The sequence below is a fragment of the Phaeacidiphilus oryzae TH49 genome, assembly GCF_000744815.1.
In the GTDB taxonomy this organism is placed as follows: Bacteria; Actinomycetota; Actinomycetes; order Streptomycetales; family Streptomycetaceae; genus Phaeacidiphilus; species Phaeacidiphilus oryzae.
In genome coordinates, this window is the sequence record NZ_JQMQ01000005.1 from 4,600,404 (window position 1) to 4,621,471 (window position 21,068).

Here is a 21,068-nt window from a genome sequence, read left to right on the forward strand (position 1 = left end):
GTCGCCCGGTCGGCACAGCGTGGCACGATGACCCTATGGCTATGGACGCGATCACCCGGATCCCCCTTCCGGCCAACGAGCCGGTGCACGGTTACGCCCCCGGGAGCGCCGAGCGCGCCCGGCTGGAGGCGAAGCTCAAGGAGTTGGCCGGGCGCGAGCAGGCCCTGTCGATGACCATCGCCGGCGAGCAGCGGATGGGCGGCGGCCAGCGGATCGACGTCGTCCAGCCGCACCACCGCGCGGCCCGGCTCGGCGTGCTGGGCAACGCCACCCGGGAGGACGCCAGGCTCGCGGTGGACGCCGCGCTGGCCGCCGCCCCCGCCTGGCGGGCGATGGACTTCGACGACCGGGCGGCCGTCTTCCTCCGTGCTGCGGACCTGCTGGCCGGCCCCTGGCGGGAGACGGTCGCGGCGGCGACCATGCTCGGCCAGTCCAAGACCGCGCAGCAGGCGGAGATCGACGCGCCCTGCGAGCTGATCGACTTCTGGCGGTTCAACGTCGCCTTCGCCCGGCGGATCCTCGCCCAGCAGCCGATCAGCTCGCCCGGCGTGTGGAACCGGATGGACCACCGTCCGCTGGAGGGGTTCGTCTACGCGATCACCCCGTTCAACTTCACCGCCATCGCGGGCAATCTGCCGACCGCTCCGGCGCTGATGGGGAACACCGTGGTGTGGAAGCCCTCGCCCACCCAGACCTTCGCGGCCTGGCAGCTGATGCGCCTGCTCGAGGCGGCCGGGCTGCCGCCCGGCGTGATCAACATGGTCACGGGGGACGGTCTGCAGGTCTCCGAAGTGGCGCTGGCGCACCCGGAGTTGGCGGGGATCCACTTCACCGGTTCGACCGGGACCTTCCGGCGGCTGTGGCAGACGGTCGGCGCCAACATCGAGCGGTACCGCTGCTATCCGCGGCTGGTCGGGGAGACCGGCGGCAAGGACTTCGTGGTGGCGCACCCGTCGGCGGACCCGGGGGTGCTGCGGACCGCCCTGGTGCGCGGGGCCTTCGAGTACCAGGGGCAGAAGTGCTCGGCGGCGTCCCGGGCGTACATTCCGCGCAGCGTGTGGCGGGACTTCCACGAGGGGTTCCTCGACGAGGTCTCCTCGCTGACCGTGGGCGACGTCACCGACCTGTCCAACTTCATGGGCGCCCTCATCGACGAGCGGGCGTTCCGCAGGAACAAGCTGGCGATCGACCGGGCGCGCCAGGACGACCGGGTGGACGTGGTGACCGGCGGCGAGTACGACGACGCGATCGGCTGGTTCGTGCGGCCGACGGTGATGGTCAGCCCCGACCCGAGGAACGAGATCTTCAGCACCGAGTACTTCGGGCCGCTGCTGGCGGTGCACGTCTACGAGGACGCGCGGTGGTCCGAGATGCTCGACCAGATGGAGTCGGTGGCGCCGTACGCCCTGACCGGAGCGGTGATCGCGGAGGACAGGGCGGCGGTCGCGGAGGCGTCGGAGCGGCTGCGGTTCGCGGCCGGGAACTTCTACATCAACGACAAGCCGACGGGGGCGGTCGTGGGGCAGCAGCCGTTCGGCGGGGCGCGGGCGTCGGGTACGGACGACAAGGCGGGGTCGGTGCTGAACCTGCTGCGGTGGAGTTCGCCACGGGCGATCAAGGAGACCTTCGTGCCGCCTCGGGACTACCGGTACCCGCACATGGGCTGAGGTGCGCCCGCGGCGCCGCCTCCGGGGCGGGCCAACGCTCCGGGGTGGCCAGGTCGGGGTGATCGATTGCACCTCGGTGGCCGCTGACAGGCGGGTGGGGGGCGCGACTACGCTGGCGGAGGTCGCTGGGGACCGTGAGGCCAAAAGGTCTGGCGTACCCGTAAGTAGTGCTGATTATGCGTGCCAGTTCAGTACTCCTTCCGGGCATGCGGGACAATGCATGCGTTACCCGGCGGCAGGAGCAGACCACCGGGTCACGCAACGGCGCGCGACAGGAGCCAGATAGCCATGCAGACCAAGCTGGACACAGCAAAGACCGAGCTGCTCACCAAGGCAGTGCAGGTCGCTGAGAACAGCCAGGTGGGGGGCGGAGAGCAGCAGGAGGCGTTGGGCAACGGAGCCCTCGCCTCCTATCTGCGTCACTACTACCTCCACACCGCCCCCGAGGACCTCGTCGACCGCGATCCGGTCGACGTCTACGGGGCCGCGGCCTCGCAGCTGAGGTTGGGCGAGAAGCGTCCACAGGGCACCGCGGAAGTCCGCGTCCACACCCCGACCGTCGAGGAGAACGGCTGGTCCAGCGGCCACACCGTGGTCGAGGTGGTCACCGACGACATGCCCTTCCTGGTCGACTCGGTCACCAACGAGCTCTCCCGCCAGGACCGCGCCATCCATGTGGTGATCCACCCCCAGCTGGCCGTCCGCCGGGACATCACCGGCCGGCTGCTGGAGGTGCTGGACGCCGACCCGTGCACCCACGAGCGCCGGGCCGAGCTGCCCGAGGACGCCCTCGTCGAGTCCTGGATGCACATCGAGATCGACCGGGAGACCGACCGGGACGACCTCCGCCGGATCGAGAAGGACCTGCGCCGGGTGCTCGGCGACGTCCGCGAGGTCGTCGAGGACTGGGGCAAGATGCGCGACTCCGCGCTGCGCCTCGCCGACGACCTGGCCTCCGACCCCCCGGCGAAGCTCGCCGAACAGGAGGTCGGCGAGGCCTGGGAGCTGCTCCGCTGGCTCGCCGACGACCACTTCACCTTCCTCGGCTACCGGGAGTACGACCTGGTGGCCGGCGAGGACGGCGCCGAGGACGAGCTGCGCGCCGTCACCGGCACCGGGCTCGGCGTGCTGCGCTCCGACCCGAGCTCGCCGGACGCCGGGCACCACCAGGCCAGCGAGGCCTTCCACCGGATGACCGACAAGGGCCGGGAGAAGGCCCGCGAGCACAAGCTGCTGGTGCTCACCAAGGCGAACTCCCGCTCCACCGTCCACCGCCCCTCGTACCTGGACTACGTCGGCGTCAAGAAGTTCGACGCGGAGGGCAACGTGACCGGGGAGCGCCGCTTCCTCGGGCTGTTCTCCGCCGCCGCGTACACCGAGTCGGTGACCCGGATCCCGGTGCTGCGCCGCAAGGCGCAGGAGGTGGTGGCCCGCTCCGGGTTCTCCTCGGAGAGCCACGACGGGCGGGACCTGCTGCAGATCCTGGAGACCTACCCGCGCGACGAGCTCTTCCAGACCTCGGTGGACGAGCTGCTCAAGGTCACCCAGTCCGTCCTCTACCTGCAGGAGCGGCGGCGGCTCCGGCTGTTCCTGCGTCAGGACGACTACGGCCGCTACTTCTCCGCCCTGGTCTACCTGCCGCGCGACCGCTACACCACGCGGGTCCGGCTGCGGCTGATGGACATCCTCAAGGAGGAGCTCGGCGGCGACTCCATCGACTACACCGCGTGGAACACCGAGTCGGTGCTCTCCCGGCTGCACTTCGTGGTGCGGGTGCCGGCCGGCAGCGACCTGCCGCAGCTCACCGACGCCGACGCGGAGCGGATCGAGGCCCGGCTCGCCGAGGCCGCGCGCTCCTGGGCGGACGGCTTCAACGAGGTGCTCACCGCCGAGTTCGGCGAGGAGCGGGCGGCCGAGCTGGCCCGCCGCTACAGCGGTGCCTTCCCGGACGGCTACCGGGCGGACTTCGGCGCCCGCACCGCCGTCGCCGACCTGCGGCACCTGGAGGCGCTGGAGAAGGCCGGGGACTTCCAGCTCAACCTCTACCAGCCGGTCGGGGCGCCGTACACCGAGCGCCGGTTCAAGATCTACCGGGTGGGCGGGGCGATCTCGCTGACCGCCGTGCTGCCGGTGCTCCAGCGCCTCGGCGTCGAGGTCGTCGACGAGCACCCGTACGAACTGCGGTGCGCGGACGGCACGGTGGCCTGGATCTACGACTTCGGCCTGCGGCTGAGGCCGCAGCTCGCCGAGCTGATGACGGACGAGGCGCGGGACCGCTTCCAGGAGGCCTTCTCCGCGGCCTGGATGGGCGAGGCCGAGAACGACGGCTTCAACACCCTCATCCTGTCCGCCGCGCTGACCTGGCGTCAGGCCATGGTGCTCCGCGCCTACGCCAAGTACCTGCGGCAGGCCGGCTCCACGTTCTCGCAGGACTACATGGAGGACGCGCTCACCAACAACCCGCACACCACGCGGCTGCTGGTGAACCTCTTCGAGGCCCGGCTCTCGCCGGCGCACCGGCAGGGCTCGGCCGAGCTCACCGACGCGATCCAGGAGGAGCTGGACGGCGCCCTGGACCAGGTGGTCTCGCTGGACGAGGACCGCATCCTGCGCTCCTTCCTCCACCTGATCCAGGCCACCCTGCGGACCAACTTCTTCCAGCGGGACAAGGACACCGGCGAGTGGCACTCGTACGTGTCCATGAAGTTCGACCCGAAGGCCATCCCCGACCTGCCGGCGCCCCGCCCGGCGTACGAGATCTGGGTGTACTCGCCGCAGGTCGAGGGCGTCCACCTGCGGTTCGGCAAGGTCGCCCGCGGCGGCCTGCGCTGGTCCGACCGGCGCGAGGACTTCCGCACCGAGATCCTGGGCCTGGTCAAGGCGCAGATGGTGAAGAACACCGTGATCGTGCCGGTGGGGTCCAAGGGCGGGTTCGTCGCCAAGCGGCTGCCGGACCCGTCGGTGGACCGGCAGGCCTGGCTGAACGAGGGGATCGCCTCCTACCGGACCTTCATCTCCGGTCTCCTCGACATCACCGACAACCTGGTCGCGGGCGAGGGCGTCCAGCCGCCGGCGGACGTGGTGCGGCACGACGGCGACGACACCTACCTGGTCGTGGCGGCGGACAAGGGCACCGCGACCTTCTCCGACATCGCCAACGAGGTGGCCGGGGAGTACGGCTTCTGGCTGGGCGACGCCTTCGCCTCCGGCGGTTCGGCCGGATACGACCACAAGGGCATGGGGATCACCGCCCGGGGCGCCTGGGAGTCCGTCAAGCGGCACTTCCGCGAGCTCGGCCACGACACCCAGACGGAGGACTTCACCGTCGTCGGCGTCGGCGACATGTCCGGTGACGTGTTCGGCAACGGGATGCTGCTCAGCGAGCACATCCGGCTGGTGGCCGCCTTCGACCACCGGCACATCTTCGTCGACCCCAACCCGGACGCGGCCGTCTCGTACGCCGAGCGACGGCGGATCTTCGAGCTGCCGCGCAGCTCCTGGGACGACTACGACCGCAAGCTGATCTCGGCCGGCGGCGGGGTCTTCCCGCGCAGCGCCAAGTCCATCCAGCTCACCCCGCAGATGCGGGAGGCGCTGGGGATCGAGGCGGGCGCCTCCCGGATGACGCCGGCCGAGCTGATGAAGGCGATCCTGCTGGCCCCGGTCGACCTGTACTGGAACGGCGGCATCGGCACCTACGTCAAGGCCTCGACCGAGTCCCAGGCGGAGGCCGGGGACAAGGCCAACGACCCGATCCGGGTGGACGGCAGGGACCTGCGGGTCAAGGTCGTCGGCGAGGGCGGCAACCTGGGGATGACCCAGCTCGGCCGGATCGAGTTCGCGCTGAGCGGCGGCCCGGACGGCGCCGGCGGCAAGGTCAACACCGACGCGCTGGACAACTCGGCGGGCGTGGACACCTCGGACCACGAGGTGAACATCAAGATCCTCCTCAACCGGGTGGTCGGCGACGGCGACATGACGGTGAAGCAGCGCAACAAGCTGCTCGCCGAGATGACCGACGACGTGGCCCTCCACGTGCTGCGCAACAACTACGCGCAGAACACCGCGCTGGCCAACGCGCAGGCGCAGGCCGGCTCGATGGCCAACGTCCACGGCCGGCTGATGCGCCGCCTGGTCAAGGACGGCCACCTCGACCGCGCTCTGGAGTTCCTGCCCACCGACCGGCAGTTGCGGGAGCGGGTGGCGAGCGGCCGCGGGCTGACCCAGCCCGAGCAGGCCGTGCTGATGGCGTACGTCAAGATCACCCTGGCGGACGAGATCCTCGGGACGGACCTGCCGGACGACCCGTACCTGGTGTCCTCGCTGCACGGGTACTTCCCGAAGCCGCTCCAGGAGAGCTTCGCCGAGCAGATCGACGGCCACGCCCTCCACCGGGAGATCATCACCACCCTGCTGGTCAACGACACCGTCAACTACGGCGGTTCGACCTTCGCCTTCCGGCTGAAGGAGGAGACCGGGGCCTCCTACGAGGAGATCGTGCGCTCCCACACCGCCGCGCGGGCGGTCTTCGGGCTCGCCGACATCTGGGCGGAGATCGAGGAGCTGGACAACGCCGTCCCGGCCGAGGTGCAGACCCGGATGCGGCTCCACTCGCGGCGGCTGGTCGAGCGGGCCACCCGCTGGCTGCTCAACAACCGGCGGCAGCCGCTGGACGTGGCCGAGACCGTGGACGCCTTCCGCAAGCAGGTCAACGAGGTCTGGGGGCACCTGCCCAAGCTGCTGCGCGGCTCGGACCTGGCCTGGTTCGACCGGATCCGGGACGAGCTGGTCGAGTCCGGGGTGCCGGTCGAGCTGGCGATCCGGGTCGCCGGACTGTCCTCGGCGTTCCCGACCCTGGACATCGTGGAGATCGCCGACCGGGACGGCGCCGACGTGCTGGACGTCGCCGAGGTCTACTACGACCTCGCCGACCGGCTCGGCATCGCCGACCTGCTGGACCGGATCATCGACCTGCCGCGGGGCGACCGCTGGCAGTCGATGGCGCGGGCGGCGATCCGCGAGGACCTGTTCTCCGCGCATGCCACCCTCACCGGCGACGTCCTGGTCTGCGGGGAGCCCGGAGACTCGCCGGAGCAGCGGTTCACGGCCTGGGAGAAGCGGAACGCGACCCTGGTGAACCGGGCCCGGACGACCCTCGACGACATAAGGGGTTCGGAGTCCTACGACCTGGCGAACCTGAGCGTCGCGATGCGGGTCATCCGCACGCTGCTGCGGACCGGCTCCATGCGGTAGTCCACCGCCCGGCAAGGCGCCGCACCCGGCAACGGTGACGGGGTCGCGACTCGGCTCGCGACCCGGGATCCGCTGCCGGGTGCGGCGCCGTTTCGCGGGTGGTTCGTGGCGGATCGGCCTACTTGACAAAGCGTCAGAATTACGCTGGCACGCACGCGTTGACCGAGCGGTTATGGGGATGTTTCCGTTCGTGCGCTTGACGCGCATTCCCCTGGGGACAAAACTCTCGCGCATCCACCGACCATGCATTCTCTCCGGCAGTGCACCACCCGTACCAAGGAGAACCATGTCGATACGTGCCAGCCGAACGCTTCTCTCCCTAGCGGCCGCCACCGCGCTCCTCGCCACGGCGGCCGCTTGCAGCTCCAGCGGAGGGAAATCCTCCACCGCGCCAAGCGCCACAGGTCCGGCCAAGGGCACGATCACCTGGTACGCCAACCAGTTCGGCCCCACCGGAACCGATGTGCGCAAGACCCTGATCACCGCCTTCGAGAAGGCGAATCCGGGCATCACGGTCAAGCTCCAGCAGGCCCCCTCGGATTCCGACGCCTTCCGTTCCGCGGTGACCACCCAGATCTCCGGCGGATCCAGCTCCTTCGACGTCTACAACGGCGATGTCATCTGGCCCGCGCAGTTCGGCCAGGCGAAGCTGGCGCTTCCGCTCGACTCGTACTTCCCGGCGGACTACTGGAAGTCCTTCTCGCCCGGGCTGGTCGACTCGCTGACGTACAAGAACCAGAAGATGGCGGCTCCGCTCTTCACGGACAACGCCTTCCTCTTCTATCGCAAGGATCTGCTACAGAAGGCGCACCTTCCGGTTCCCACCACCTGGGAGCAGTTGAAGAGCGAGGCCCAGCAGCTGCAGAAGTCCGGCGCGGTGAAGTACGGGTTCGCCGGCCAGTGGGCCTCGTACGAGGGGCTCACCTGCGACTGGACCGAGTTCGCCGCGGACGCGGGCGCGCAGAACGTCAGCTCCGACGGCACCAAGTCCACCATCAACTCGGCGCAGGCGAACAAGGCGCTGACCTTCATGCGCGGCCTGATCAGCAGCGGCGTCGCCCCGTCCGCGATCACCAGCTTCCAGGAGCAGCAGTCGGAGACCCTGTTCACCCAGGGCCAGGTGGCCTTCCTGCGCAACTGGACCTACGCCTACGCGGACTCCAACTCCTCCAGCTCGTCGGTGAACGGCAAGGTCGGGATCGCAACCCTGCCCACCTTCCAGGGCCAGTCCGCGCCCGGCTACTCGGCCACCGGCGGGTGGAACCTGTACATCAACCCGCACAGCAAGAACGTCTCCGCCGACGTCGCCTTCATCAAGTGGATGACCGGCGCGGACGCGCAGAAGATCCTGGCCACCCAGGGCGGCGAGATCCCGACCGTGGCCAGCGTGCTGGCCGACCCGTCCGTGCAGTCCGCGAACCCGGCGTACCCGATCGCGGCGAAGAACAAGCTGCAGGCGCGCCCCTCCAACGTGGCCGCGTACGCGCAGGTCAGCCAGGGGATCTACAGCAACATCAACGCCGCGCTCTCCGGGTCCGCCACGCCGTCGAGCGCGCTGGCGGCGGCGGACAAGGCGATCAGCTCGGCGCTGAACAACAGCGGCCTGTGACCAGCCGGTAGTCGACGACCAGTCGATCGGGCGGGCACCGCCCGCCCGATCGGCGGCCACGGGACGGGGAGAGGGGGCGCCGGAATGGCGTCGGAGAGTCAGGCGGCGGGCGCGGTGGACCGGCGCCCGGGCGGCGGCGGTGCGGGTCCGAAGCGCGGGGGACGCAGCGCGCGGAGTGTGCTGGAGCGCCGATCGGCGCGGCTGGGCTGGACGTTCGCCTCGCCGGCGCTGCTGGTGGTCGCGGCGGTGATGATCTTCCCGATCGTCTTCTCGGTGGTGATGTCCTTCAGCAACGTGGAGGTCACCGCGAACGGCTTCCACCTCTCCGGCACCACCGGGGGCAACTACTCGGTGCTCTTCCACGCCGACCGGTGGCGGCACGCGCTCTACTTCACCGTGCTGTACACCATCGGCACCGTGCTGGTGGAGATCATCCTCGGCACGATGATCGCGCTGGTGCTGGAGCGGCTGCGGGTCGGCCGCGGCTGGATGATGGCGCTGCTGCTGCTTCCGTGGGCGATGATCACGGTCATCTCGGCGGAGCTGTGGGCGTACATCTACAACGGGGTCTACGGCGTGCTCAACTCGATCCTCCATCCGCTGGTCGGGCACGACGTCAACGTCCTCGGCAACTCGGTCCAGGCGACCATCGCGATGGCGGTCGCGGACATCTGGAAGACCACCCCGTTCGTGGCGATCATCGTGCTGGCCGGGCTGGTGATGCTGCCGAGCGATGTGGTCGAGGCGGCGCGGATCGACGGGGCAGGGGCCTGGACGATCTTCTTCCGGGTGCGGCTGCCGCTGCTGCGGCCGACCCTGGCGATCGCCGTGATGTTCCGCATCCTGCAGGCCTTCGGCCTCTTCGACCTGCCCTTCGTCCTCACCAACGGCGGGCCGGGCAACTCGACGGAGTCGCTGGCGGTGCTCGGCTACCGGGTGCTCTTCAACGATCTGAAGTTCGGCCCGGGGGCGGCCGTCGCGACCAGTACGGCGGTGCTGGTGCTGATCGGCTGCCTGATCTTCCTGAAGGTGTTCCGTACCCAGGTCGGCGAGGAGGAGACGGTCTGATGGCCGTGACCAGTGGAACCGTCGGCCCGGACGTCACCGCGGTACGCGGCTCGGCGGCGACGGCCGGGCACGGGCGCCGGCGGGGCGCACGGAAGTGGCTCAACGGCACCAACCTGGCCGCGCTGCTGGTCGCGCTGTTCGTGGCGCTGCCGCTGTACTGGCTGGTGGCGAGCTCCTTCAAGGGCGACAAGGAGATCGGCACCCCGCATCTGTATCCGCATGCGGCGACCGGGGCCAACTACAGCAACGCGTTCTCGCAGTACGCGTTCACCACCTACATCGAGAACTCGGCGATCATCGCGGTGTCGACGACGGTGCTGGTGCTGGGGCTCGGGACCTTCGCGGGGTACGCGCTGGCGCGGCTGCCGGTGCGGGGCAAGACCGGGGTCATGACGGCGCTGCTGATGATCTCGCTCTTCCCGACGGTGGCGCTGGTCGCCCCGCTGTATCTGCTGCTGCGCGACATCGGGTGGCTGAACAGCTACCAGGGGCTGATCCTCGCCTACACGGCGCTGACGCTGCCGTTCGCGATCTGGATCCTGCGGAACTACTTCCTGTCGATTCCGAAGGAGATGGAGGAGGTCGCCTGGGTGGACGGGGCGTCGCCGGCGCGGACCGTCGTGTCGGTGATCCTGCCGCAGGCGCTGCCGGGGCTGTTCACGGCGGGGGTGTTCACCTTCGTGGCGGCGTGGACCGAGTTCCTGATCGCGCTGAGCGTGAACAGCGCGGACCGGTACCGGACGATTCCGGTCGGGATCGCGCTGTTCGGTGGGCAGTTCGTGACGCCGTACGGGACGATCTTCGCCGCGTCGGCGGTGGCGATGCTGCCGATCGCGCTGCTGGTTCTGATCTTCCGCCGGGCGGTCGTCTCCGGTCTGACCGCCGGGGCGGTCAAGGGCTAGCCAGCCAGCCGGCCGGGGGCGGGCGGGGCCTTCGAGTGCGGCGCCGCAGGCGCTGGCATGGGGGCGCGGGGAACTGCGCGCCCAGCGGCGCGGCCTGGCGCACTCGGCAACGGAGTCCGGGTTGCAACTCGGTGGCCGTTGCCGGGTGCGGCGGCGTTGCGCGCGGGCCGCGCAGTTCCCCGCGCCCCTTTTTGCGCCTGCGGCGCCTTGGTGCGGGGGCGTTGTGGGTGGGCGGCGCAGTTCCCCGCGCCCCTTGCTTGCGCCTGCGGCGCTGCGTTTGGGGCGTGGGGGACGGTCAGCGGGGTACCGGGGTTGCTGCTCGGGTCAGGGCGCTGGCGAGGAGGGCCAGGTCGGTGGGGCCGTTGCCGAGTTCGCGGACGGGGCGGCGGGTGGGGGGCGCGCCCATCTCCGACCAGTCGAGAGCGACGACCGTCGGGCGGAGGGTGGCCGTCCGCGGGATCCGGCCGGAGACCAGCGCGGTCTGGAAGGCCGTCACTCCGCCGTCGGGGTAGCGGACGTATGCCCGACCGGGCCGGTCCGCCGGGATCCCCGCCGCGTCGTCGAGGTGGAGCAGCGCGCGGGACGCCGCGGGGTCGTCGAGGCGCAGTCCGATCCGGAGTTGGGCCGCCTCGTCGAGCGCGCTGCCGGCCAGCGCCTCCGGCGCCGCCGTCGCGACGACCAGGTGGATGCCGACCCGTGCTCCCCGTGCCGCCAGCGCCGACAGCGCTCGCGCGGTCGTCGCGTCGCCGTCCGCGCGCAGCAGCTGTTCGAGGTCGTCGACGACGATCAGCCGCCTCGGCGGTGGCGGCGCGCTGGCCGCCGCTCCCGCGCCGCGCAGCAGGGAGAGCGCGTACTCGGCGTACCAGGCGGCGAAGCCGCGCCCGGCGAACTGCTGTTCGCGGTGGGCGAGTTCGGCCAGCAGCGCGTCCGCCGCGCCCCGGTCGGCGGAGGCGCGGCAGTCGGTCACCTGCGGCAGCTCGGTGCAGGAGGCGAGGCCGCCGCCGGCCGCTCCGGGACGGCCCTCCAGGACGGTGATCCGCAGCCGGTCCGGGCCCTCGGCGACCGCGAGCGAGGCGATCAGGGTCCGCAGCAGCTCCGTCTTCCCGGACCCCCGGTCGCCCGCGACCAGCACATGGCCGGCCGCGCCCGGCATCCCGCCGGAGTCGGCCAGGTCGATCGCGCACGGCCCGCCGTCCCGGGTGGCGCCCAGCACCGCGGTGACCGCGTCGGCGGTCGGCGGCACGGAAGCCCAGCGGGCGGAGAGCTTGGCGGGCGTGACGCTCTCCAGCTCCAGCAGGTCCAGCAGCCGGACCGAGGAGGGGAGGGGGCCGCTGGTGCGGCCGGGGTCGCCGGCCGCGCGGCCCCCGGGCGAGTCGGCCGGTTCGCGCAGCGGGGCCAGCGCGCGGGCCAGGCGCTCCGCCCACTCGGCGGAGACCATGTCCGCGGCGAGCTCCGCGCCCGCCTCCGGCAGCGAGAGCGACGGCGCGTCGAGCCGCAGCAGGGTGCCGACCTCGCCGCCGAGGGCGGCCACCGCGCCGAGGCCGGGCGGCAGCGCGGCCGGGTGCTCGGCGAGGACGATCGGGAAGATCCCGCGCGCGGGCCCGGCCGCCAGCAGCCGCTCGACGGCGTCGGCCGCCTCGCCGCTGCCCGGGTCGCCGTCCACCACCACCACGGTCAGCGGGTCCTGCGCCCGCGCGGCCGGGCGGCCGGCGTCGGTACGGGCGGTCAGCTCGCCGAGCCGGGCCACCGCCTGGTCCTGGTCCAGGCCGACCAGCAGCCGGCAGGGCTGGTCGTGGTGCGGCCGCAGATGCGGCAGCCAGTACAGCCAGGACCAGTCCTCGGTGCGGTCCGGCAAGGGCCGCTCGGCGTCCGCCGCGACCAGCACCAGTTCGAGGACGGAGGGGCCGTGCCAGGTGGCCAGCTGGGCGACCACGGCCCGGGCCAGCGCGGAGAGCCGCGGGCGGGCGCCGGCCAGGCCGAGGCTGCCGACCGCGCGCAGGTCGATCGCGGTGGGCGGGACGCCGACCGCCCCGGGCGCCGAGCTGCCGAGGCGGACGGTGAGGGCGTCCGGGTGCTCGGGCGAGCGCTCCCACAGCCGCGGGCCCGGGCCGAGCGCGGTGAGCAGCACGGCGGCCGGGTCCGGCCAGCGGTCCCGCAGCTCAGCGGCCTGCCGCTCGGCGGCGAGCGTGGCCGACCGGGCGAGGCCCCGGCCGCCGCGGGCGCCGCCCGGATGTCCGGCGGGGTCGGAGGGCGCGGCCGGCCGGCGGCTGAGGGTGGGCAGCGGAGGGAACGGCTCCCGGCCGCTGATCGCGTTCCGGCTGCGGAGGAGGAAGCGGCGGGCGCGGGCCGCCGTGATCGGGTGGATCGAGGGGCGCGGGCGGAGACCGCGCGCCGGCCGCACGCCGGGGCGCCCGGGGCGGCGGGGGCGCCAGGGCCGGCCGGATCCGGGTCCGCGCCAGGGTGCGGCCCGCCCGGGTGGTGGGGGGCGAGGGAGGCCGGGGTGCCGGAGATCGGGGTGTCGCGACCGCCGCGGTCGCCACGCTCTCCACGGCGGTCGGCCGGTGCGCCGGGCTCCGGGGCGGCAGCGGGCGCCGCCGGGGCGGCGCTCGCCGCGGCCGCCGCCGCGGACGGCGGGCCCCAGCGCTGGGTGGGCACGCCGGCGGCCGCGCGCGAGGGCAGCGGAGCGCCCGGCAGGGCGAGATGCCCCCGTCCGTCCGGAAGCGGTGCGCCGGCGGCGCCTCCCGCGCCTCCCGCGCCGGCCTCCTCGGCCTCGCCGCCGGCCGCGGCGGGTTGCAGCGTCGTCACCCGAAGGGTGGTCTCCCCGGCGCGGATCAGCGCCTCGGGTCCGGGCACGGGGTACGGCTCCGCGCCGACCGGGGCCCCGTCCAGCGTGGTGCCGTTGGTCGAGCCCTGGTCGGCGACGCTGCACCGGCCGTCCTGATCGACCTCGACGACCAGGTGCAGCCGGGAGACGTCCGGATCGTCCAGCGGAACGTCCGCGTCCGCCGCCCGCCCGATCCGCACCTGGCCGGCGTGCAGCAGATGCACCCCGCCCGCGTCCGGCCCGCCCACCACATGGAGCTCGGCCCGCACCTCCGGGTCGTCCGGCCGGTCGGCGACCGGCGCCGGGCCGTCCACGGCCAGCACCGCGCCCTCGATCAGCGGGGGAAGCCCGAGCACCGCCCGGTCCTCCAGCCGCCGCTCCCCGGCGTACAGGTGCACATGCGTGGCCGCGCGCCCGTCCCGCCCGGCGCGTGCGCCCTGGCGCAGGCCGACCGAGCCGGCGAGCGCGCCCGCCACGGTCCCCAACGTGGTGCCGTCCGGGGCGGTCACCAGCACGTCGGAGGCATGCCTGTGCGCTTCGCCGCCCTGGCCGCCGCTCCGCGGCCCGAGCACGGTCAGCCGGATCTGCACTGTCGCTCGGCCCCTTCCCGCGTGCTGTCCGTCTGTGGACCCCCGTGTTCCCCGTTGCCGGTGAGCATCCTCCCATCCGCGACGGACAACGCGCGCCGGTTACCGCCTCAGATGATCTTGTCAGGAGTACGGAGTCAACCCCTAGGGGGATCCCCTGAATACTCCTGACAGCGGCGGTCGCCCTCATCGAACGTGGATAGAGTTGCCGAAACACCCGAGCGCGGCGAGGAGTACGAGAGTGCGGCCGGTAGGCAGCAAGTACCTGCTCGAGGAGCCGCTGGGGCGCGGCGCCACGGGCACCGTCTGGCGTGCCCTGGTGCGGCCGGCGGACGCCGACGGGGCGGGGGGCGCGACGCTGCAGCCCGGGGTCGCGGTCCCGGTGGCCGGCGAGCGAGTCGCGATCAAGGTCCTGCGCGAGGAGCTCGCGAACGACCCCGATGTGGTGATGCGCTTCCTGCGCGAGCGGTCGGCGCTGCTGCGGCTGCGTCACGACAACATCGTCCGGGTCCGCGACCTGGTGGTCGAGGGCGAGCTCCTGGCCCTGGTGATGGATCTGGTGCAGGGCCCTGACCTCCACCGCTACCTCCGCGAGAACGGCCGCATCGCGCCGGCCGCCGGCGCGCTGCTGATGGCCCAGGTCGCCGACGCGCTGGCGGCGAGCCACGCGGACGGCATCGTCCACCGCGACCTCAAGCCGGCCAACGTGCTGCTGGCCACCGGTCCGGAGGCGGGCGGCGGGGCGGACGGCTCGCTCGGACGGCCGATGCTCACCGACTTCGGCATCGCCCGGCTCGCCGATTCGCCCGGCGTCACCCGTACCCACGAGTTCGTCGGTACGCCGGCGTACGTCGCGCCGGAGACCGCCGAGGGGCTGCCGCAGACCTCCGCGGTCGACGTCTACGGTGCCGGGATCATGCTGTACGAACTGGTGACCGGCAGGCCGCCGTTCGAGGGGGAGGGCCCGCTGCAGATCCTGCAGGCCCACCTCACCCAGGAGGCGCGCCGGCCCAGCTCGCTGCCCGAGCCGCTGTGGGCGGTGATCGAGCGCTGCCTGCGGAAGAGCCCGGCCGAGCGCCCGAGCGCCGCCGCGCTGGCCAACGCGCTGCGTACGGTGGCCGCCGGGATCGGGGTGCACGCCACGCCGGAGGCGATCTACGCCGCCGAGCGGATCGCCGAGCGACTCACCCCGGACCCGTCCCCGGCGGCGGTGCCGGGCACCGGCACGGGCACCGGGCCGAACGACCCGACCGTCCCGCAGGGCGTCTCCCACGACTCGGCGGCGCCGACCGTCGCTGCCTCGGCGCTGGGCGTGGCGGGCGCCGCCGCTGCCGCTGCCGCCGCGCGCACCGAGGTGCTGCGCGCGGACCGGCAGGACGCGGCGGCCACCGAGGTGATGCGACCGCAGGACCGCACGCAGGTGCTGCCGCCGACCGCGCCCCCGGCGGGCGGGCCCGGCGGGCCGGGCGGCCCGGGCGCCGGTTCTCCGCACCACCCGTGGGAGACCCAGCTCAAGGCGGCGCGGACGCGCAACGAGCAGACCCAGGTGGGCTATCTTCCGCCGGCCCCGCCGCAGCCGGCCGGGCGTCCGCAGGTGGCGCCGGAGCCGTACCAGAACCGTCCGGTGCGCGCGCCCCAGCCGTACGCCCAGCCGTACGCCCCGGCGCGCGAGCCGGAGCGGAGCCGTCCGCCCCAGCGGGACTGGGAGCGCGAACGAGCCCGCGAGCGGGAGCGCGAACGGGAGCGGGAGCGCGAGCGCGAATGGGAGCGTGAACGAGAGCGCGAGCGCCGTCCGCGCCGGGAGCCGCGCCCGCGCCGGCGGATGCGGATCCCGGGCGGCGGCTGCCTCCGCACGCTGCTGATGCTGGTCGTGATCGCGGCGCTGATCTGGTACTTCACCCCGCTGCACAGCTGGGTGGACAACGTCATCCACTGGTGGAACGGCCTGGTCGGCACGGTGAACCACGTGCGCAACGAGGTGCCCAAGGTCAATTTGCCGAGCACCCGTTCGGGCGGCTGAACCCGCCCGTTCCCGCCCGTTCCCGCCCGCTTCCGCCCGCTCCTGCCTGCGTGCCCGGCGCCCCACCGCCGGATGCGCAGGCGACTTTGACAATTTGTCGATTTACGCGCTGGTCATACCCGGACAAAAACCGCCGACGCCGTGCGCCGGTTCCCCAACTGCCCCGGAATCCGCGTACTTTGGTCGCTGGACTCCACCCCCCATCGCACCCCCACCGCGTTCTCGGAGCAGCCTTGGCACGCAGGATCGGCAGCCGCTACACGGTGCACCAGGTGATCGGCCGGGGCTCGGCGGGCACGGTATGGCTCGGCGAAGGGCCGGAAGGCCCGGTCGCCATCAAGCTGCTGCGCGAGGACCTCGCCTCGGACCAGGTGCTGGTCGGCCGGTTCGTCCAGGAGCGCACCGCCCTGACCAGCCTGGACCACCCCCGGGTGGTCGGCGTCCACGACCTGGTGGTGGACGGCGACGACCTCGCGCTGGTGATGGAGCTGGTGCACGGCACCGATCTGCGCACCCTGCTGGACCGCGAGGGCCCGCTGACCCCGGAGGCGGCCGCCTCCATCGCCGCCGACGTCGCCGAGGGCCTCGCGGTGGCGCATGCGGCGGGCATCGTCCACCGGGACGTCAAGCCCGAGAACATCCTCCTCGACCTGGCCTCCTCGCCCGGCCCCGGCGGGGCCCCGCGGGCCAAGCTCACCGACTTCGGCATCGCCCGGCTGGTCGACGCGCCCCGGCGGACCCGGGCGACCCGGATCATCGGCACGCCGGACTACCTCGCCCCCGAGATCATCGAGGGCCTGGAGCCGCGCGCGGCCGTCGACATCTACGCGCTGGCCACGGTGATGTACGAGCTGCTGGCCGGGTTCACCCCGTTCGGCGGCGGCCACACCGGGGCGGTGCTGCGCCGCCATGTCACGGAGGCGGTGCCGCCGCTGCCCGGGCTGCCGGAGGAGTTCGCCCGGGCGATCACCGGCTGCCTGGCCAAGGCGCCCGCCTCCCGGCTGCGGGCCGGCGAACTCGCCGAGCGGCTGCGGGACCTGCTGCCCGGGCTGGCCGGCCTGCCGGCGCTCTCGCTGCCCTCCCCGGACGAGGAAGGCGGCGCCGCGGGCGGCTCGGAGAGCGTGGCCGGAGCCGCTGGTGAGAGGCAGGCCATGGGGCCCGGGCTCGACCCGCCCACCCTGGTCGACCGGGCGGCCCGGAACGCGGCGGAGCCCGCCGCCTCCGGCGCCGATGACCCGTCGGCGGCCGGCCGGGCGTGGCGGCGCCGGGGGCCCGCCGTGCCGCTGGTCGCCGGGCGGCGGCGGCCGGACTCCTCCCGGGACACCCACACCAGCCTGCGGCGGCCGAGCCACGAGGAGCTCGCCGCGTACGCCGCGGAGTCCCGCGCCCAGCGGGCGCGGGCCGAGGCGGAACGCGCGGGGCGCGGCGCCGGGCGCGGGGCCGGGGCCCGGCGCGGGCGGCGGTACGGGCGCGGGCGCGGTGGGGGGCGGGGGAGCCGGGCATCCGCACAGCCACCGCAGGGACGGACGCGGCCCCGGGACCGCCGCGGTCTTCCGCCGCAGGCGCCTGGTGGCCGCGGCGGTCGCCCTGCTGGTGGCGGGCGGCGCGGTGGCGGCGTACGCGGCCGGCGGGGACGGCCACTCCTCCTCGCACGGCGGCGCCAGCAGCGACGAGCACACCACCGGCGCCGGGCAGCCCTCCACCGAGCTGAGCGGGGCCACCCGGCCGACCGCGCCGGTCGCCCGGGAGGCGGACGCCGGGACCTCGGGCCCCGCGGACGCGCTGCCCGCGGCCTGGTCCGCGTGGGTCGCCGCGCCCAACCCCCCGGCCCCGATCGTCGGGGGGCTGCGGGCGGCGCGGCTCGGCGACGGCACCGAGCTGGTCTTCGGCACGGACGCGCAGGGCGGCGTCCGCTATCTCACCCGTACCCCGTCCGGGTTCACCGGCTGGACCCATCTGACCGGGATCCACGTGGTCGGCGAGCCGGCGCCGGTGGCGCTCTCCGGCAACCGGCTGCGGCTCTTCGCGCTCGGCACGGACGGGCTGATCTACCAGCGGACGCTGAGCGCGGGTCCGGCCGGCGGCTGGACGCCGTGGGGGCAGGTGGACGGCCGCACCCGCTACGACGCGCCGCCGGCCGCGGCCTCGCCGGACGGCCGCACCGTGGTGCTGGTCGGGCGGATCGGCGGCGACCTGGTCACCAGCTCGGCCACCGACGGCGACTGGACCCCGCCGGCGACGGTCCCGCCGGCGGGCCGGATCACCGGCGCACCGGCACTGATCGCCGACGGGCAAGGGCAGGTCGACGCCTTCGTCGAGCCCGCGGGCGGCGGCCCGCTCCGGCGGATCTCGGCGGTGGACGGCGTCTGGCACGCGGCGCAGCAGCTGCGCGGGCTGACGGGGGCGACCGGGGCGACGGGCCGGGCGGAGGCGGTGCGCGCGCCTTCGGGCGCGGTGTGGGTGCTGTGCGGTGACTCGATCGCCGTGTCGGCGCGGGACGCCGGGTTCTCCGGGGCGGGGGCTCGGCGGGCGCGTGGCGGGTCGGCCGGCTTCCGGCGCAGGCGTACGCGGTGCGGGGGGCTGCGGTGGCGGCGCTGACCGATGCCGCCGGCGTCCAGGTGTACGCCCCGACACCCCAGGGCTCCATCGCCTACGCGCGCAGCGCCTAGTAGGCCCGGGAGACCTCCGCGCCGGGAAAATCGTCTTCCGGGCTCGTTCGAGGCAGGTTTGGGGATTGCTTTCACTACTTCGTTAGTGAAAGGGTGAACCCTGTGATCGAGTACCGGATCGACCGGCGTAGCGGTGTGGCCACCTACCTGCAGATCGTTCAGCAGACGCGGCACGCGCTGCGGTTGGGGCTGCTGGAACCGGGGGACCGGCTGCCGACGGCGCGGGAGGTCGTCGAGGCGACCACCGTCAATCCGAACACCGTGCTGAAGGCCTACCGCGAGCTGGAGCGTGAGGGGCTGGTCGAGGGCCGGCGCGGGCTGGGGACCTTCGTCCGGCGTTCGCTGGCCCGCGAGGAGGCCGCCGAGGACGGGCCGCTGCGGGCCGAGCTCGAACAGTGGGTCAAGCGGGCGCGCGCCGCCGGACTGGAGCACGAGGACATGGAAGCGCTGTTCACCGCCGTACTGACGGCGGAGGCAGAGCGGGAGGGGACGCATGAGCAGCAGCAGTGAACAGGTGGAGGCGACGGGGGCCGCGCCCGCGGCCGCGGTGGACGCCGTCGGGCTCGGGAAGCGGTATCGGCGGGGGTTCGGCGCGCCGCGCTGGGCGTTGCGCGACTGCACGGTACGGATACCCGTCGGCAGTGTCTGCGCGCTGGTCGGACCCAACGGGGCGGGCAAGAGCACCCTGCTGGCACTGGCCAGTGGGCTGCTCGCGCCCAGCGAGGGGCGGCTCCGCGTACTCGGCGAGCCGGCCGGCTCAACCGCACTGCTGCCGCGCATCGGCTACCTGGACCAGATCAAGCCCCTGCACGCCCGCTTCACGATCCGCGAGATGCTCGGCTACGGTGCCGAGCTCAACCCCGCCTGGGACGACGAGCTGGCCCGAAGCATCGTCGCCGAGGGCGGATTGGACCCCTGGGCGCGGATCAGCGCGCTCTCCGGCGGCCAGCGCACCCGCGTCGCGTTCGCGGTCACCCTCGCCAAGCGGCCCGAACTGCTCCTGCTGGACGAGCCGATGGCCGACCTCGACCCCCTCTCCCGTCACCAGCTGATGGGCCGCCTCCTCGGCGAGGCCGCCGAGCACGGAACGACCGTCGTGATCTCCTCGCATGTGCTGAGCGAACTCGACCGGGCCTGCGACCACCTGGCACTGATCGACCGCGGGCGGATCCGCCTCTCCGGCTCCATCGACGAGATCCTCGACAGCCATCGCCTCGCCACCGGCCCTAGCGCGAACGCCGGTCGCGTACTGGACGACCACCTGATCGTGGAGCGCCGCATGGTCGGCCGGCAGACCACCGCGCTCCTCCGCCGCGCCGCCGGCCGCCCGCTGCCGGAGGACGGCTGGACGGTCGAGGCGCCCGATCTGGAGCAGTTGCTGCTCGCCTACCTCCGCTCCCCGCAGGCCCCCGAGGCGGTGATCGCGTGACCACGACCACGACCGCGGCGGCGGGTGCGAGCGGGAGTACCCGCGCGATCAGGGCGCGATGGCTGGTCACGCGGCGGGACCGGCTCGCGGGGTGGGGTGCGGTCGCCCTCGTCGGCGCGGTGTCCGGATGGCTGGTCCAGCAGTACTTCGCCCGGACGGACGGAATCGCCGGGCTCCGCGCGGCCGGCTGCACGGGCCCGGCCCTCGGCAGCCCGCAGTGCGGCACCCTCCTCGAGGACTTCTATCGCGATCACATCTCCGCCTCCCAGAACCTCGACGGCCTGCTGGCCTTTCTGCCCGGGCTGGTCGCGGTGCTGATCGGGGCGCCGCTCTTCGCCCGCGGATTCGAGACCGGGACCCATCGCCTGGACTGGACCCAGTCGCTGCCCCGCACCCGCTGGTACGCCGCCCGGATCGGCCGGCCGGTGCTCGGGCTCTTCCTCCTCACCTCGGTGCTCGCCGCCGCCTCCACCCTGTGCTTCAGCGCTTCGGCCTACGGGGCCGGGCAGGAGTGGTTCGACCGAACGGTCTACCAGGCGATCGGCCCGGTGCCGGTCGCCTCGACGGTCTGCGGCCTCGCGCTCGGCGCGGTCACCGGGCTGGTACTGCGCCGGACGGTTCCCGCGGTCGGCGTATCGGCGGTGCTGAGCGCGGCGGCCTACGCGGGGATGTACAAGCTGCGCGCGCATCTGCTGCCGATGACCCACGTCGTGGAGGACACCCACGCGGTCCACGGCGGATTCCCGCGCCTCCCCGCGGGGGCCTGGGTGGTGAAGGAGGGGACGGTCCTGCCGGACGGCCGGCACGTGCTGGTCAACCATTGCGGCAACGACCCGACCTGCCTCAGGTCGACCGTCGAGTGGGCCGAGTACCACCCGGCCGGGCACTTCTGGCCGCTGCAGTTCGTCGAGTCGGGCGGGTACCTGGCCCTCGCCCTCGCCGCCGTGTTCATCGGCTACCTGGTGATCCGCGGCCGCTCGGCCGCGGTCGACGGGGGCCGCGCGGCGCGGCTTGTCGGTGGGAACCATTAGGCTGGGGGC

Annotated in this window: 11 protein-coding genes and 2 pseudogenes; 11 read left to right on the forward strand and 2 right to left on the reverse strand. The window is 73.5% G+C overall.

The genetic code is table 11. The features are described 5' to 3' along the window. Positions 1–41: 41 nt before the first annotated feature. The 5 genes from pruA to BS73_RS24195 all read left to right on the forward strand — a co-directional run bounded on the left by pruA (position 42) and on the right by BS73_RS24195 (position 10,499). The gene (pruA, locus tag BS73_RS24175) at positions 42–1,667 is read left to right on the forward strand and encodes an L-glutamate gamma-semialdehyde dehydrogenase (RefSeq protein ID WP_037575852.1); all 1,626 of its coding nucleotides are present in this window, start codon (positions 42–44) and stop codon (positions 1,665–1,667) included. Between the two features lie 288 nt (positions 1,668–1,955). Next, positions 1,956–6,920 carry an NAD-glutamate dehydrogenase gene (locus BS73_RS24180; protein WP_037575855.1) on the forward strand — a complete coding sequence of 1,655 codons (4,965 nt, stop codon included), beginning with the start codon at positions 1,956–1,958 and terminating at the stop codon, positions 6,918–6,920. Between the two features lie 286 nt (positions 6,921–7,206). Further along, on the forward strand, positions 7,207–8,529 hold the full coding sequence (locus BS73_RS24185) for an ABC transporter substrate-binding protein (RefSeq protein ID WP_037575861.1): 1,323 nt from the start codon (positions 7,207–7,209) through the stop codon (positions 8,527–8,529). 84 nt (positions 8,530–8,613) lie between these two features. Next, positions 8,614–9,597 carry a carbohydrate ABC transporter permease gene (locus BS73_RS24190; protein ID WP_084704317.1) on the forward strand — a complete coding sequence of 328 codons (984 nt, stop codon included), beginning with the start codon at positions 8,614–8,616 and terminating at the stop codon, positions 9,595–9,597. After that, the gene (locus BS73_RS24195; RefSeq protein WP_084704318.1) at positions 9,597–10,499 is read left to right on the forward strand and encodes a carbohydrate ABC transporter permease; all 903 of its coding nucleotides are present in this window, start codon (positions 9,597–9,599) and stop codon (positions 10,497–10,499) included. The genes BS73_RS24190 and BS73_RS24195 overlap by 1 nt, the downstream gene beginning before the upstream one ends. A 295-nt stretch (positions 10,500–10,794) precedes the next feature. Here the strand turns inward: BS73_RS24195 and BS73_RS39880 are convergent, their stop codons facing one another. Continuing rightward, positions 10,795–12,900: an FtsK/SpoIIIE domain-containing protein gene (locus tag BS73_RS39880; RefSeq protein ID WP_051940407.1), complete on the reverse strand. Its 2,106-nt coding sequence runs from the start codon at positions 12,898–12,900 to the stop codon at positions 10,795–10,797. A gap of 464 nt (positions 12,901–13,364) precedes the next feature. Next, positions 13,365–13,913: pseudogene (locus tag BS73_RS40760) on the reverse strand (FHA domain-containing protein); the annotation flags it as partial. Between the two features lie 238 nt (positions 13,914–14,151). Here BS73_RS40760 and BS73_RS24205 point away from each other — a divergent pair. The 6 genes and pseudogenes from BS73_RS24205 to BS73_RS24225 all read left to right on the forward strand — a co-directional run bounded on the left by BS73_RS24205 (position 14,152) and on the right by BS73_RS24225 (position 21,059). Then, positions 14,152–15,930 (forward strand): serine/threonine-protein kinase, encoded by a 1,779-nt coding sequence (locus BS73_RS24205; protein ID WP_037575863.1) that lies wholly within the window; start codon positions 14,152–14,154, stop codon positions 15,928–15,930. Positions 15,931–16,163: 233 nt separating this feature from the next. Further along, a pseudogene (locus tag BS73_RS38870) lies at positions 16,164–17,405 on the forward strand (serine/threonine-protein kinase); the annotation flags it as partial. A 4-nt stretch (positions 17,406–17,409) separates the two neighbouring features. After that, positions 17,410–18,528, forward strand: a complete 1,119-nt coding sequence (locus BS73_RS38875) for a hypothetical protein (protein WP_051940416.1) — start codon at positions 17,410–17,412, stop codon at positions 18,526–18,528. Between the two features lie 173 nt (positions 18,529–18,701). Continuing rightward, positions 18,702–19,109 (forward strand): GntR family transcriptional regulator, encoded by a 408-nt coding sequence (locus BS73_RS24215; RefSeq protein ID WP_037575865.1) that lies wholly within the window; start codon positions 18,702–18,704, stop codon positions 19,107–19,109. Beyond that, a complete protein-coding gene (locus tag BS73_RS24220) occupies positions 19,093–20,028 on the forward strand; it encodes an ABC transporter ATP-binding protein (RefSeq protein WP_051940418.1) in 936 nt (311 codons plus the stop codon). The genes BS73_RS24215 and BS73_RS24220 overlap by 17 nt, the downstream gene beginning before the upstream one ends. Further along, a complete protein-coding gene (locus BS73_RS24225; protein WP_037575871.1) occupies positions 20,025–21,059 on the forward strand; it encodes an ABC-2 transporter permease in 1,035 nt (344 codons plus the stop codon). Before BS73_RS24220 ends, BS73_RS24225 begins: the two co-directional genes overlap by 4 nt. Positions 21,060–21,068 lie beyond the last annotated feature (9 nt).

What these genes read in the sequence shown, in the direction of transcription:
- BS73_RS24185 (WP_037575861.1), top strand. Translation starts at nt 7,207, where the DNA reads ATGTCGATACGTGCCAGCCGAACGCTTCTCTCCCTAGCGGCCGCCACC.
- BS73_RS24195 (WP_084704318.1), top strand. Translation starts at nt 9,597, where the DNA reads ATGGCCGTGACCAGTGGAACCGTCGGCCCGGACGTCACCGCGGTACGC.
- BS73_RS24190 (WP_084704317.1), top strand. Translation starts at nt 8,614, where the DNA reads ATGGCGTCGGAGAGTCAGGCGGCGGGCGCGGTGGACCGGCGCCCGGGC.
- BS73_RS24220 (WP_051940418.1), top strand. Translation starts at nt 19,093, where the DNA reads ATGAGCAGCAGCAGTGAACAGGTGGAGGCGACGGGGGCCGCGCCCGCG.
- BS73_RS24180 (WP_037575855.1), top strand. Translation starts at nt 1,956, where the DNA reads ATGCAGACCAAGCTGGACACAGCAAAGACCGAGCTGCTCACCAAGGCA.
- pruA (WP_037575852.1), top strand. Translation starts at nt 42, where the DNA reads ATGGACGCGATCACCCGGATCCCCCTTCCGGCCAACGAGCCGGTGCAC.